The sequence below is a fragment of the Gimesia sp. genome (assembly GCF_048262075.1).
GTDB lineage: Bacteria > Planctomycetota > Planctomycetia > Planctomycetales > Planctomycetaceae > Gimesia.
In genome coordinates this window covers 514,607-529,435 of record NZ_JBLXFK010000001.1, presented here as the reverse complement: position 1 = coordinate 529,435, position 14,829 = coordinate 514,607, and the positions used below count along the sequence as shown (strand labels likewise).

At 50.0% G+C, this 14,829-nt stretch carries 9 protein-coding genes; all 9 read right to left on the bottom strand.

Features of this window, described 5'->3' with window-relative positions; genetic code table 11:
- Window positions 1–8: 8 nt before the first annotated feature.
- The gene (locus ACN0YH_RS01845) at window positions 9–2,537 is read right to left on the bottom strand and encodes an ABC transporter substrate-binding protein (RefSeq protein WP_417377851.1); all 2,529 of its coding nucleotides are present in this window, start codon (window positions 2,535–2,537) and stop codon (window positions 9–11) included.
- Complete coding sequence (locus tag ACN0YH_RS01840) at window positions 2,534–6,187, bottom strand: PQQ-binding-like beta-propeller repeat protein (protein ID WP_417377850.1); 3,654 nt, start codon at window positions 6,185–6,187, stop codon at window positions 2,534–2,536. The genes ACN0YH_RS01845 and ACN0YH_RS01840 overlap by 4 nt, the downstream gene beginning before the upstream one ends.
- Window positions 6,188–6,252: 65 nt before the next feature.
- A complete protein-coding gene (locus tag ACN0YH_RS01835; RefSeq protein ID WP_417377849.1) occupies window positions 6,253–7,398 on the bottom strand; it encodes a biopolymer transporter ExbD in 1,146 nt (381 codons plus the stop codon).
- 69 nt (window positions 7,399–7,467) lie between these two features.
- The gene (locus tag ACN0YH_RS01830; RefSeq protein WP_417377848.1) at window positions 7,468–7,944 is read right to left on the bottom strand and encodes an ExbD/TolR family protein; all 477 of its coding nucleotides are present in this window, start codon (window positions 7,942–7,944) and stop codon (window positions 7,468–7,470) included.
- A gap of 20 nt (window positions 7,945–7,964) precedes the next feature.
- A complete protein-coding gene (locus tag ACN0YH_RS01825; protein ID WP_417377847.1) occupies window positions 7,965–8,621 on the bottom strand; it encodes a MotA/TolQ/ExbB proton channel family protein in 657 nt (218 codons plus the stop codon).
- Between the two features lie 22 nt (window positions 8,622–8,643).
- Complete coding sequence (locus ACN0YH_RS01820; RefSeq protein ID WP_417377846.1) at window positions 8,644–9,543, bottom strand: hypothetical protein; 900 nt, start codon at window positions 9,541–9,543, stop codon at window positions 8,644–8,646.
- 38 nt (window positions 9,544–9,581) lie between these two features.
- Window positions 9,582–11,279 carry a HEAT repeat domain-containing protein gene (locus tag ACN0YH_RS01815; RefSeq protein ID WP_417377845.1) on the bottom strand — a complete coding sequence of 566 codons (1,698 nt, stop codon included), beginning with the start codon at window positions 11,277–11,279 and terminating at the stop codon, window positions 9,582–9,584.
- A gap of 219 nt (window positions 11,280–11,498) precedes the next feature.
- A complete protein-coding gene (locus tag ACN0YH_RS01810; protein ID WP_417377844.1) occupies window positions 11,499–11,867 on the bottom strand; it encodes a MazG nucleotide pyrophosphohydrolase domain-containing protein in 369 nt (122 codons plus the stop codon).
- Between the two features lie 38 nt (window positions 11,868–11,905).
- Window positions 11,906–14,809, bottom strand: coding sequence for a tetratricopeptide repeat protein (locus ACN0YH_RS01805; RefSeq protein WP_417378204.1), 2,904 nt, complete (start codon window positions 14,807–14,809; stop codon window positions 11,906–11,908).
- Between the last annotated feature and the right edge of the window lie 20 nt (window positions 14,810–14,829).

The window sequence follows — 14,829 nt, the reverse complement described above, 5'->3', positions numbered from 1 at the left end:
AACACAATTTATTTATAGGAAAACGATTCCACATCAGGGTAGTAGGGTTCCGGTATCCAGCGCTCGATGTTGTCATAAAAATTCAAAGGGCGATCTGCGTAACCTTTAATGTTTTTTCGAAAGACATGAAATTGATCGATCTCCCAAAGTGGAATGATATGTGCCATCGAGTAGAGCTGTTGCTGCAGTTTTTTGATGAGTGCAGTTGCCGATTCCCAGTCTGTAGCTTCATCAAGTTCAATAAGAGACAGTCGCATCCAGTCAGGCAGGATTTCCAGTGATTCGATTTGTGCGCCCTTGCCTACCGTCAGGAACGGCCAGAGTTCCATCACGGGTTCTGTCATCGAGACCGTGCGGTACACGATATCCCATTGCAGATTCTCTTTCTTTGCTTCTACAGCAGTATTGGGGATCAGCACGACTTTCAGACCGATTTGTGACCATGCCTTGATCATCTCCTGTGCAGCGATCTGTGCTTCCGGATTGGGGTCACATAGCATGCGCAGCGTGGGAAACTTACCCCCCAGTTTTTTTTGTGAAGCCACTGCCAGCGCGACCGCGAGCGGAAAACTGTATTCCCGTTGAGGCACTTGCTGATTATAAACCTGCAGGCCTGTAAAATACGGCGCGGTGACCAGGCGGCCGTTCAGCAGCCTGGATTCATGCAGCAGGGTCTCAGATAATATTTTTTTCCGATCTATTGAGTATGCCAGCGCACGTCTGAGTTCGACGACCTGCATCGGTTTGCTTTCAGGATTGAATTGCAGTACGTGAGTGAGCGGGATCACACTTTGGACGACGTTGAAGTCTTCACTATCCTGAAAAAACGAGACCAGCTTAGCCGGCAGGAAAGGCAGTACAGTGACTTCTCCCAGCAGTAATCCCTGGAATGATTTTTCAAAACTGGGATAGGGGATCTCATTGATCTGCGCGACACTGAATTCTCGCACGTCGGTTGGTTCGGGTACCGCCCGGCTGTAACTGACAATACCATCCCGCTGCTGATCAACAATAAAGCGGCTGGAGACGAGGACTTCATCCCGGACTGGTGATTGATCCGACTCTGGTATGGTAGAGATCTTCTGCCAGAGGGGAGGAGAATTCACGGGATCTGAAAGCAGCCATTCGATCCGCAGGGGGACACGATCAAAATAGATACTGAATGTAAACGGGCCCGTTGATGAGACAGAACGGACATAACTGTCAAAACGTTCGTCGTATTTAGTGGTGCCAGGAGTGATTTTACTTCTCAGGTACTGCGTGATATCCGCGGCGATCATGGTGGGATGCGATTCCCAGGGGGAATAAGACTGTCTTAAAATAAAGTCAGCACGACGTCCCAGGTCGGTGGGTTCCCATTGTTCCAAGAAACGGCTTTGATAAAGAGGGGTCTGGTTGACTTTTGTTACTTCGAATAACGGGATCTGCGTTAAAGTGTGATGGCGGCGGGTTGATTCGCGTTCGAGAAAATAGGGTGTTTCTTCCAGGGCTGTTTCCAGCACGCCTACGTTGATCATCGGAAAACGCTTCTGGTACCTCAGGAGTGGTTCACGAAGTTTCGGATTGGCAGGCCAGATCACAACTGCTGTCGAGACTGCCTGGATCGCCTCCTGGTATTGTTTCTGGCCGGCGGCCTGTTCCGCGGCTTTCAGAATGGAATTGGACTCGTTGAGAAAGTTGGTTTTCCACTTGATCACCGTTTGCTGCAGGGGAAACATCGATTCGAGACGTTTCAGATAGTAGTGAGCCTTGCGGTAAGCGTTTTCCTGAACCGATTGTGAGATCATCACGTCAATGATTTCACCAGCGAGCTGACTTAACCCCGGATATTTGGGGTCGCGGCTGTGGAGATCCTGAACATAAGCCAGGGCATTGAGATATTGCTCCGCTTGTTGTTTGTCTTTTGCTTCCAGAAGCAGTAACTGTTTCTGCCTTTGCTCAAAGCCAGGCCAGTCGCGATGTTTTCGGTCGAGAAACAGCAGCAGCTCGAACGCGGTTTTCAGGTCGTTTTCTTTGAGTAACAGATCAATCCTCTGGAGGATCTGGTCTTCGTGATGGATCACCTGCTTGACGCTTTTTCGCTGAATCCGATATTCCGGGTTTTCTTTATCATCGGTCAGGGTGATCAAAATAAAATTCATATCCGCCCGCATTTTTTTCTGTTCTTCGATTTCCTCTTTGCTTTTGGGTTTCGGCCAGTTGTAGCTTTCTTTAAGTGCCAGGTCGAGCTGTCCCAGGGTATCTGGGCGGGGATAGATCGGCTCGACGACCAGCACGGAATCGTTTTCTAACACAATCCAGTCAACGGGTGGTTTCTTAAGCAGTTCTTCCACAGTCGGGATCTGCATCTCTTCCAGCTTAGGCAGGATATCCACATTCTCATTGGCTGAATCTTTGTCCTTCGATTCTTTCGTTGCGCTGTCTGCTGGCGTATCTTTTTTGGCGTCGTTCTGAGCGACGGCAAACGGGAGATCCACTGTGAAGCAAAGGCCGATCAATACAGACAGGATCAGCAGAGTATTGCGCGGTGTTCTCATAATGACGCCTGACCTTTCTGCTGCAGAGCCTGATCGATTCGATACAGGCTGCCATCCACGGTCGGAACCAGCAGAAGTTTCTCAAGATTAACGACCGAACCGATAGCCGGGAGAGGTGCAACCAGTTCGGCTGAGACTTTTCCAGTCTGTAAGTCGACAGACTGCACTTTTCCATTCTGCAGGGAAAGCAGGAGTTGATTTTTTATTATGGCAGGCGGACCTGACAGTGAGGCGTTTGGTAAGTCCAGATTCCAGATCTTCTCAAGTCCCTGGTTGATGTTATAGCAGCTTAATTTCTGTCTGGATTGTACAAACAGTAATTGGTCCATTAGCCAGAGATCATTGGTGGCAGGCGTCTCCAGCTGCAGCCTGGCTTTGGGATGGCCTGTAGTCAGGTCCAGCAACTGCAGTAAACCTGAAGCATCCGCCACAGCCAGTGAGTCTTTTCCGACTCCTGCCTTGAAGTCGATGGGTTGTTTTTTATCTGTAACAGAGAGCACAGCCAGGTGGCGGACAGGGCTCGTGCGATATTGCAATGAGAAGATCTGGCCAGCCGACGTGATGGCAATACATTGATCTTTGGCAGACGGGATCAGCTGTTTCCAGCTTACACTGTCATCAACGTCATCCGGAAGTACATGTTCCAGCACGGAATCCAGTCCGCGCCCTTTGCGGAAAACCGCGATTTTCTTTCGAAAAGGAAGGGCAATTCCATCGCCAATCACCACAGGAGGCGCATCGAGAGGCAACTTTAAATCGATCGTCTGTTCCAGTTGTCCAAACTGATTGAGGATCCAGAGGGTCGGCTGGGGAGCACCGCAGTAAACTGCGATCTTGCCATTCGACAGACGACTTGACTTGAGCGGTGCAGCGAGAGATTCCGGAAGTTTGAGTTGAGTACTGGGCTTTTCTTTGAATGGTGATTCCGCAGATTCAAAGTCATTTTCGCGCAGGCGGAAGATGTCACCGTCGGAAGTGATACAGAGCAGTCCCTGTTGATCACCTGCGCCGTAGGGATAGGTCGCGACGATGTCAGTCCCCAGAATGGATTTCCAGGAGCTCGACATTTCATCCCGATTGGCAATGGTAAAGATAACGGAATTGGATGAGAGCAGGCGGCGGGCCAGGTAAAGGTTGTTTCCGATGATCTGCATCGGTTGTGTACCTAGACCATCTGCTATTTTTTTCTTATCCAGTTTAATACCCGTGTTCTGGAGTGTGAATTTACGCAATGCGGAACTGCACATCCAGAGTTGACCACTAGAACCTGCAGAAAGATAGATCTGACAGGAAAGGGGATCCTGTAACTGGGCTGAAGCGATTTCCGTCAGCTTGCGTTTGCCTTCTTCGTCTGTGACAGTAAAAGCAGTGATGCGCTCCGGAACGGTGGGGAAAAACAATTGTTTGCCGCGGAGGGCAGGCACGCTGTGGACCTGGCCTTTGATCCGGACCTGTTCCAGTTCGTTGAGGGTTGCGTTTTGTCCGTTTCCATCCAGAACATGCAGTAAGGCCGAGTCGGCACGATCATTCTCACAAATCAGTAGCAGTTTGCCCATCGAGAGAATTGGGATTTGGATGGTACCTGGCCGATGCCCGAGGGAGGCCACCTTCTGACATTCAAAAGGCCGCAGGCTCACCAGGTAAATTAAGGCTTCATGTCCGGCAACAGCCACGGCCTGCTCACCATAGACCAGTCCCGGAGCGCCAACGAGAGGTTGTGCAAACTTGAGTTGAGAAACAATGTTCCCCTTCAGCAGATCCAGGTTGAGCAACTCGCCTCCGCTGCAGGAAATGATAATCTGTCCCTGGTACACCAGTGGTTTCCCCGTAGGTCGAGAAGGCAGAGGCTGTCGCCAGACCAGTGCGCCGTTTTTCTGAGTAACACACAACAGTTCATTCTGACGGGTATCGTACAGCAGCAGAGAGGGTTCACTGCCAGCGACCGTCAAAGGTGCAAACGGTGCATCCAGGCCTGTCGGCCGACGCCAGATGGGATCTCCCGTAATCGAATCAATTCCAAAGCAACTGCCATTGGCTAACGCAAACACATTTCGTCCATCCGAAACTGCATTGGACCGGGATCGCGTATGAAGCGAGAGCGTGACTGCCTGGGAAAACGGTTCTGGGTAGTCATCTGTCGCTGCCGGGACTGCTTCATTGCTGGACTGTACCAGCGTTTTTTCCAGATCCAGGATTTGCGTCAGCACCGTCGCCATCTTGCGATCGTCTTTGTAATAGGGGTAGCGGTCCAGCAGGTGGCGTCTTTGTTCCAGAGCTTCTAATGAATTTTTCTGCTTAATGGATTCTTCAATATTTTTGACGGCGACATCAAACACTTCGTTTCGCAGAATTTCCGCTTCTGCTTTTTCATATCCCGCCTTGATTTTGGCTAAGGTTTCTGTCGGGGGGGAGTCTGGCGGACTGTAACGCGTCAAGATCTTTTCAGCATTGCTGGATACCGTTAACAGGTCTCGCTCTTTAGTGCGACTGGCCGTTTCGACGGCCCCTAATGCGATTCGCTGTCCATAATCAACCAGTGTTGGATACAGCTCTTTAAAATCGGAATCATCACGGTGTTTTTTAATGAACTGATTGGTGGCTTCCAGACCCGCGTTCCAGGCCGGTGTCGAGCCTGAAATTTCTTTTTCCACCAGTGACTCGCTGAGCAGGATCCGCGCTTCGTCGGCGTAATCACTCTTGCTGTAATTTTCCTGAAAATGTTCAAACAACTGAATGGCCTGGGAATATTTACCTGCTTCCATTTCCTGGACTGCCGCATCGAAATGTCGTTTCGCGGTATCTCGCCCAATGATGAACCAGAAGGTTAATGCGACTAACACCAGGAGAACACTACCGCCTGCCAGTGAAAGGACAAACGGAGACTTAACCACCTGACGCTCACCCGGTCGGACTGCATTGCGGGAAGAGCGTCGACGGACCCGGTCTTTCAGTGAAAGCGGGCGCTGTGGTTTCGAATGATTGGCGTCTGCTTCTTCGTCATCATCTGCGGCATATTCACTGGAGCGAGCCAGAAATGTGCCAGCAGGAGCGGAAGCGGGGGCGTCATCGATCAGTAATTCTGCGGCGGAAGCCAGATCGAGGTCGTCGACATCCAGGATTTCTTCGTCCTCATCTGCTGGTGTCTCAGCCTGTTTAGAAGACTTTGATGATTTGGAAGCTTTCTTTTTTTTCGGTTTCTTCTCTTTAGGAGGCTTCTTCTCCTCAGATGCCACATCTTTTTCTTTGAGCGGATTCTGTAAAACCAGTTCCAGTTCATCCTGGCTGACTGGTTTCAGATCATACATGGAGCTTTCCGAAGTATCAGAAACATCAGGCAGTGGTGCGCTAAGCTCAAGCAGATCGATTTCATCAACAAATAGAATGTCCGCTTCTCCAATTCGGATCAGATCGCCATCTTTTAGCAGGGAACGCCCGGACATGGTTCCATTGATTTCGATGCCGTCACTGGTGGCGGCGAGAGCTTCAAAGCCTTTTTTGTTCCAGCTGATCCGACACTGCATCGAAGCAACATTCTCACTGTCAATCTGTAAATCATTGGATGCATGGCTGCCGATCGAAACGGGCTGTTGTTTCGACAGCTCGATGATCTGACGTTTTCCAGACAGGAATGAGATTTCTAAACTTGCCATTTCAAATACTTATCTTTACAGAAGGTCGGAGGCGTACATTGCAGGAGTGATCTGCCTGGTCTGAGTCAGTCTTCTGGTCCTTTGTAAGAGGCCAGCCGGATCTTTTGCATCCCGACTTCATTCGCTGCGTCCACAACCGCTACCACCGTTTCATGACGCGCTGCCTTGTGAGCACTCAAAACCAGTTCTGATTTCGGTTTTCCCTCCGAGTCCCGTCGATCCAGGATTGCCTGGACGATTTCAGAAGGATTGGAGAGTTTTGTGTCATCAACATAGATGCCGTTATTGTTATCGATTTCAACGATGATCGATTCTTCCCGGAAATCATCCAGTGTCTGCAGGGATTGCGAGACGCCATCTTCATCCGGATTGGGTGGGGGGACCTGAATGCTCTTCTGCAGGCTGAAAGAGGCAGTAATCATAAAAAAGATCAACAGCAGAAACGTGACATCGACCATCGGTGTCAGATCCATCTCTTCAAATTCGGAATCGGCTGAACGAATCGAGAAACCATCGTCGTCGTCGTCGTCATCATCTTCGTCTTCCTCAGGCGGGAAATATTTTTTTGCAGCAGGCTCTGGCGGGGGTGATGCAGCGGGGAGGTCAGTTTGTTCTTCCAGCGCGGATGCAAATTCACTGCGGACGGATTCAGGCGCAGTTTCAACAGGAATGACTGGTTCTACCGCTTCCGGAGTGACCGCTGGCTCATTTTCTGCAACTGGTTCCGACTCCGGTTCATCTATGAATTCCTCTTCTTCTTCTTCGAAACTCTCTGCGGGAACAGATTCAAGCTGAGGCGGCTCCTGTTCCACCCGGGGCTCTGGCTCTGTCAGATCAGGGGCGCCAGTGGTTTCAGGTTGTGAAAGCGATTCCGGTTCGGCTTCCTGTTCCCAGTCACCGGCGAGCAATTCGTCCCAGCTTTCGCCGATCGGTCCCAGGTCATCCAGGTCATCTAAAAACTGGTCCTGTTCTTCATCCAATGGCATGTCTGCGGCAGGTGTGGGGACTCGCTCTGGGGGTTGCTTATGGGGTGGAGCAGGTGACTCCGCTACCGCAGGAGACGCTGCGGGGGGGGGATTGTGCTTTTCTTCACTCTCAAAAGGGATGGTTATTCGGCTCTTGCACGCAGGGCAAGCGACAGCCTTACCCGCTTTTTTGCTGGTAATGCTTAGCCTTTGACCACACTTTTTACAATAAAACTTGATTGGCATTAGGAATTCAGTGTTTGAGTACCATTTTTTTTAGATCTAATCTGTTTTACGTCGTTTTGGGCTGAAAGCTCAGTTGTTTTTCTTCTCTTCAATTCCAATATAAAATTTCACACCATCGACTTCGGTCACAGCACGTGTGACTTCCTGTACAAATCCATGAGGAACGCCTCGATCGGCTTTGATGATGACGTCCATGACCCCATTCTGCACACGTTCGCGCACGCGAGCCGCCAGTTCTTCCAGCGTCACTTCAGTCGTGCCACCGGCTTCTTTCATCTCAATGACACTTTGACCGTTAAGTCCGTTTCCATCATTGTGAACCAGGACAATTGTGGAACCACGCGTATCGACGCCGACACCATGCCGGGCAACGGGAACATCAGAATCCTGAGTGGCCTGCATGGTTGAAGTGACCATGAAAAAAATCAGCAGCAGGAAAGTGACATCAATCATCGGCGTAATATCGAGATCGTCACCAGCCCCCGCAGCCGGACGCTTCTTCCAGCCATCGGTATCACCATCAAATAATGTTTTCTTGCGCGCCATGTTCTTTTCGCCTTATGGAATCACGACTTACGGGAGTCTTCGAGAATCTCGAGAAACTCGCCCGTGTGTTCCTGAACGGAATCCTGCAGTTTGCCGATTCTCACATGGATTAATGCGCCTGCCATGACAAGAGGGATCGCTACTGCCAGACCGGCGGCAGTGGTGAATAATGCAAAACTGATTTCCCCTGCCAGCTGACTGGGGTCACCCCCTGATTCCTGCATGTTGCCGATTTTGTCAAACGCGTTGATCATCCCGATAACGGTTCCCAGCAGCCCGAGCATGGGGGCACTTTTGACGATGGTGCTGATCCAGGACATGCGGTATTCCAGGTCGGCCAGAATATCCCGTTCAAATTTTTCTGCGAGCAACTGTCTGAGCTTTTTCGCAGGACGTTCCAGGTTCGCCATGGCAACCAGAATCAACTGGGGGACTGCTTTGCTCCAGTAGGGAGGAGAATCACAGAGATTGATCACGGATTCATAATCTTTCTTCTCGATATCTTCGTGGATCTGGTCGAGAAATTCGTTCGCTGCATTTTGTGTCATAAAGCGTTTTTGTGAGATTTGCCTGACCAGCAGAATCACACAAAAAACACCATAGAGCGCCGTTAAGCCCAGTGATACATAGATAGCAATTCCGGCGGCATTTAAAATCGGAGCAAGGGAGTAATTCATAGTTGCCTGCTGATTATCTCGTTTAATGGAAATATGTTTGTCGAGTTACATCAAAGGTATATCCAGAGCGATTTCCTCGAACCGTAAAATAGGTTCTGCGGATCTCATCAAAATTCTTATTGCGATACTTTTTTTCCTGCATCAGTAACTGGGTTTCTGTTTCCTTGGGGTAAAAATGAAACAGGATGGCCCCGGTGACATCGTGTCCGGCTTTTTTGAAGAGGCTGATATCGCTGGTTCTGCGTTCCCCACCCTGCCAGGTCATGTAGAGCCGTTTTTCGTCGGCGCCTGAAGAAGCAGTGCGCGTCACGGGTTTGTCGGAGGACAGATTGGACAGATAGATCATTTTGCCGCTACGGAGCAGGGCTCCCAGTTCGATTTTGAAATAGTCCAGTTGCCGGGAGTAATCAATGAGTGAGCCACGGTCTGAGAATTTAATAAACCACCGTTGCTCGCGCGGCAGACCTTTTTTGCCAGGCCCGAAGCCTAATGCCCGTTTTCCCGTGCCGGCAGCACTGCCCACTTTTCCCGAGTTGGTCAGATCGGTCTGCATCTGCTGTTGTACTTGCTGAGTGGCTTTGTCTGACAGTTCCACTACACTGTCCAGCATTTCTTCCACCTGGTTTTCTTCAGAGGGAGTATCTACCTGGGAGGGATCATCAACTGGATCTTCAGGTGATTCGACCAGCAGGCTTTCATCGGGCGAACCATCTTCCGCCCCTCCTGACAGATCAATCATCTCCAAAGCGACATCGTTTTCGGTCTGGGGCAGACGATTTGTAAACCAGACGATTGAAAGCCAGAGGACAGCAATGACCAAGGCCAGCACAATCGCGATCAGCGACGAACTCACCTGGTCATACTGGGTAACCCGCATGACCGGCGACTTGCGATGATCTTCTTGAGGTGGAGCCTGTGCCATCGTATGAAATTAACCTGTGGTAGACGAATTGATTGGGGTTATTTAGACATGGGAAGTTGGTTGAGTATTTCGTAGAGATCGAACTTTTCTTCAAAGGGTTTAATGTTGTTATACCATTCCTGCCAGCGTTTTGTGGTTTCTTCTGACCACTGGTTTACAATTTTAATACGCGCTTGTTCATCCAGGTTTTCTGGAGTTCCAGCCAGGGGATCTTCAGGCATTCCCAGCCCTCTGATTTTTCTGCTGAGAGTACACAAACCATTGCGGGCTTCGATGCGTACGCCTAAATCGGGATCTTTGAGTGCATCGATCAGGAACGGTGCGACACGAAAATCATTAGTACGTGCCAGGGCCCAGATGGCGGTCCTGCGGACATCAGGAGAGCGGGCTTCGATCAATTTCAGAACACGTTCTTTCTGCTGGATCAGTTTTTCACGATCACCTAGAGTGATCGTTTCAATCAGTGATTCCTGGGTGGCTTCCAGGTCTGCATTAGCGGGATCTTCCAGTTGTGCCAGCAGTTCGGTGAGATCACCGGCCAGTGATTTACTTTCGACTTTGCCGTTTCGCAGCTGAACTTCTGCGAGATCTTTAGGCAGCCCTCTGCCTCCTGCCAGCAGTCCGGCTCCGACTGGTTCCGGTTTAAATTTCCGTTTTATCGTTTTTACAGTTGCTTTAGACAGAAAGATTATTGCCAGGCAGGTAGAAGGAGGACTGTTTCCCGCCCCGAACCAACTGCCATCTTCGCGCTGGGTTGTGAGCAGTTCGCGGGCTCCATCCGCATACCAGTCGTGCGGTCCCAGTTTTTTCGCGTTTGCCAGCGCAGCGATGCGCTCCAGACCATACAGATAGTAAATAGGCCAGCCGGTGGGGTTACGGATGTTGTAGTTTTTTATAACCCAGTCTTCCCCTTTTGATCTGGCTTTTTCGATCGCCGCTAATGGTACGGTAGGTTTGGTGAACAGGTTCTTTTCCTCATCTGAACTATCCGTAAGATCCACTTTCTCAAGGAAGCCAAAACGTTTTTTCTTGACGCCATCGGATTGGTTCTTGTCAGGAACAGGTGGTTTGCCGTTCGGATAAAGCATCATACCGATGATATACAAACTGCCCGTACCGGCGACTCCCATGGTATGTTTGGCTGCCGCCTCACCAGGTGTGGCGGGGTGGTAACCAAAACCGCCATCACGGAGCTGGGTTGTTAAATGCCAGCGGGCGGCCTTATCCCAGACTGCTGTGGGAATCTGGATTCCGGCGCGCTCTGCTGCCCAGAGCCCCAGAATGGCATATTGTGTAATACTGGTGTCTCCATTATGCGGCGTATCACCGGGATAGTACCAACTGCCGGTTGAGTGTTGAGTTCGAATCAGAAAGTCCGCAGTGGTCTGAATTTCGACGTGGTATTTTTCCGGATCAATTGCTTCGAGGACCATCAGTTGAGCCCCCGCGCAGTAATTGAAATCCCCTCCCGGCCGATAGACGATTTCACCCTCAGCATTTTTCTGATTGTGGTCGGTCAGGATATTTTTGACGCATTTCTGAATAAAGGGGGACTCAGGTGACTCGCCTGCTTTCAGAAGGGTATAGGCAACAAAGGCATTCAAACCACTGCGACCGTAATTAGGATTTGTTTTCAGATAAGCCACGCCCCGTTTTATGGCGGCATCGATTTCTGCCTGGGGGGGTTGAGCACGCACGATCGCTGGAATCAGGCTGCATAGAATCAGAGCAGTCATCCACATTTTCAACAAGAGAACAATGTGATGGCTTACTGAAATTCGAGAATCATCTGCGCCATATGTTATCATAGTGATGCGATAGCAATCTGAGATGAGAGATAATTGCTGACAGGAATCTGGAGTCACTACTTTCTACGCATGACTCCAGTCTAAATTCCAGAGGGAAGCAGTGTCAATCTTTATGACTCAAATCTTTATGGGAATCGCATTTACGTTTCAGGGCTTCCAGGCCAGATCACAAGTACAAACGGTCTGACTACAGCGGGGGCATCCCTGTACATACTTGCGGGTTACCGCCTGTTCCAGATCCACTCCCGCGACATTGGCCATGGTAGCCAGCCAGGCGAGTACATCCGCGAATTCTTCTTCCAGATTATCCCGGTCCGTATTTTCCCGCAGTGCCGAGGATAATTCTCCCACCTCTTCCATGAACCACATAAAGGTCCCTTCAATGCCTCGCGACTGATCCTTTTCGTAGAACATCTTATGGATCACCGCCTGGAAATCAGACAGTGACAACGCATTCTGCTGTTGCATATCATCATTGGTGGAGGCTGAAGAGGGGGGCTGGGGCGTCTCGCTCACGAGGGTTCCTTTAGTCAAGTAAATAGAGAATATCAGTGTTACAGTTTTTCTTTTAGTGTAAGACCAGCGGCATGATCGGGGTTCTGTTTCAACAGCAGATCGACTTCAGTTTCCGCCTCCTTTTTCTTTCCACTTTCGAATAAGGTATTTGCCAATTGGTAGCGGGCTTCCGTATTCTGACCGTCAAGTTGCAGCAACACACGGAATTCACGAATCGCCAGTTCGGGCTGCTTCAGTTGCAAGGCTGTCTCTGCCAGACATTCATGGGTATCCGGGTCCAGCACGTCTATCTGTAACGCCGCCTGTCCCCACTGAAGTGTTTCTTTCAGGTCTCCTTCACTCTGATACAGATACATTAAATCCTGCATACTGTCTACATCGGTGGGATCCAGATGGACGAGTTTAAGCAGTGCTTCTTTCTGTTTTTTAGATTCTTCCAGGTGGCGATAGATGATCGCGAGCCCCTGCAGCCATTCGGTCTGATAGGGATATGTTTTGTGAGCCGATTCATAGATTGTTAACGCTTCGGGGTACTGTTTCTGTTTCAGCAGGATTTTACCGGCGAGTTTTAAAACTTCAACATCGTCTGTTTTCGCTTTCAAAGCAGGTTGCATAATTGCCAGGGCAGCGGGAAGATCTTCGGAGAGCAGTTCTAGCCGCGCGATCGTCAGTGCGGCCTGTGGTTGCGCTGGATCTTGACTCAGGACAGATTGGGCGAGTTCACGTGCTTCCTGTTTTTTTCGATATTGCAGCAGGTTCGACGCATATTCGCCTGCCAGGGCCAGATTATCTTTATCTGCCTCGTATTGTTTTTGCAGATCCTTAAAGCTGAGCGTTGATTCTGTCTGGTAACCTTTGAGGGAGGCTGTGATTTCTTTCAGATAGGCATGATAACGCTTTTCAAATTCTTCGAGACTGATCGCAAAGCACTCTTTGACCGCTTCATCAGTGGAACGCTGGTTCTGGTACGACGTCAGCAGCTTTTTTAAGGCATCGTCGCCGAATTCTTCCACCATGAAGTCAGCACACATCAGGCTCTGGCAGTAAGCGAAGCTCCAGTTATCGGATGACTTGGGCCTGACGAAAACACCGTCCAGTTCTTCCAGCGAATAGATTTCTCCTTTCGGAACCCGTTCGACCAGCAACTGGTTGAACCGCTGCGGACGGGCGCTCCCTTCACTACGGACAGCCAAAGCTTCAGTGAACCAATGGGGGATTTTGTATTTTGTCTGCTGCAAAGTAAAAACATGCACCAGTTCATGCTTGAGTACGCTGGCCCAGTTGAAAGGTTCTTTCATAGCCGTTGGTGATGTCAAAGCGACGACGGCCCCGGTTGAAGCGCCGATGGTCTGAATCCAGGGCAATCCAATCATGCGGGCGCTGAACCACTGATGAGCGCCCAATCCTTTGGCATCGTGATAGATTTCAAACTGGGTTTTCCCCGGCGGTTCATAGTCGAACTGCGCGGCGAGTTCGGGGTAGATCTCTTCCAGGTAATCAGCCATGTATTGACCGAGGATGGCGTCAGCTTTGGAATCGTAACGAATCACAAAGTGATCAGTCACAATGGCGCCATAAGACTCCAGCACGCCGAGCACTTTCCGCATATTACTGACGCGAACATGATAGGGGTCAGACTTAAACGCTTGATCCAGAGTCTGCTGGGCCAGTTCCGTTTTTCCCATCTGCATGTAAAGCATTCCCAATGCCGATTTGGGGCCGGAAAGTTGAGGCATGAGACTCATGGTTTTCAGATAAGCGAATTCAGCGAACACAAATCGTCGTTTCATTTCCATCAATTGGGCCAGTTCATACAGAAAGTAGCCCGGCTTGGGATTTTGTTTGAGAAGTTCCGTAGTCAATTTGGTAAAGCGTGTTTCATCTACGTTCGCAACTGACTCTTCAGAAACGGTAAACAGTTTCGTCAATGCTTCGCGGTCGGGTACGCCATCCAGCAGCAGATAGCAGGCCGCGAGTCTGGCAAGAACGAACTGGCTGCGGGCATTCATGTCTGCTGCATTCTCTGCCGTTTTCAATGCCTGTTGATATTGGCCGTTAATCAGTTCCAGGTCACAGCGGGTGAGCAGCGCATCGACTGACTGGGGATTAATTTCCAGTGCTCGATCAATCATTATGACAGCCTGATCGAATTCATGTCCTTCGATGGCTGAATAAGCGAGCCCAACGTACACGTCTACTGCCTGGGGATTAATTATGAGTGCCGCGGCGAATTCATCCGCGGCCTGGGGACGATTGTATTTCTCCTGTAAAATAGAACCACTGAGGTAAGAAGCCTGCCAGGTCAGGGGATCGGCTTTAAGGACATCCGGGCAAACCGTGTTGATCACAAAGGTAAAGATCTGCGAAACACTGTTCCACCGCGCATACTGAGTGGCGCCTTCCGCAATCAACAGCAGTGTTTCTGCATCTTCAGGTTGAGCCCGGTTGTAGTAGCGGACAAACCAGCGATACCCTTCGTTGGCCTCTTCAATTTTGCCGGCATCAGTTAATAAATGGGCCTGGATCAGATGGGCCAGCGGTTGATCCGAATTCAGAGCCAAAGCGCGGGTGACATACTGATTCGCTTTGTCATAATTGCCCGTTTCGTAATAGAGTCGGGCACCAATGGCGTACAGAATCGGTACCGCGGGAGATTGTTTGAGCGCTGCCTCCAGCCGCTTGATGGCTTCAGTGGATTTGCCCGTCAAGCGGTCCAGTTCAATCAGTCCCCGCTGTAATTTCAGATTCTGCTCGGTATTCTGCGGCGTTAGCTTTTTCAGTTGTATTGCTGCATCATTATAGACTTCGCGCGACTCTTCATAGCGTCCATGCTGTTGATGGTCGTATGCTGTTTTCAATAATTCTTTGATGTCCGCCGAATTCGAACTATCAGAAGCAGCCTGTAGTAGATCAGGATTCAAAGTCGCGCAGAATAAAATCATCAACGCAAAAAAAAGGTTTC

Excerpts from the sequence above, each read along its gene's own strand:
- ACN0YH_RS01845 (WP_417377851.1), bottom strand. The coding sequence starts at position 2,537 with ATGAGAACACCGCGCAATACTCTGCTGATCCTGTCTGTATTGATCGGC.
- ACN0YH_RS01840 (WP_417377850.1), bottom strand. The coding sequence starts at position 6,187 with ATGGCAAGTTTAGAAATCTCATTCCTGTCTGGAAAACGTCAGATCATC.
- ACN0YH_RS01835 (WP_417377849.1), bottom strand. The coding sequence starts at position 7,398 with ATGCCAATCAAGTTTTATTGTAAAAAGTGTGGTCAAAGGCTAAGCATT.
- ACN0YH_RS01830 (WP_417377848.1), bottom strand. The coding sequence starts at position 7,944 with ATGGCGCGCAAGAAAACATTATTTGATGGTGATACCGATGGCTGGAAG.
- ACN0YH_RS01825 (WP_417377847.1), bottom strand. The coding sequence starts at position 8,621 with ATGAATTACTCCCTTGCTCCGATTTTAAATGCCGCCGGAATTGCTATC.
- ACN0YH_RS01820 (WP_417377846.1), bottom strand. The coding sequence starts at position 9,543 with ATGGCACAGGCTCCACCTCAAGAAGATCATCGCAAGTCGCCGGTCATG.
- ACN0YH_RS01815 (WP_417377845.1), bottom strand. The coding sequence starts at position 11,279 with ATGACTGCTCTGATTCTATGCAGCCTGATTCCAGCGATCGTGCGTGCT.
- ACN0YH_RS01805 (WP_417378204.1), bottom strand. The coding sequence starts at position 14,809 with ATGATTTTATTCTGCGCGACTTTGAATCCTGATCTACTACAGGCTGCT.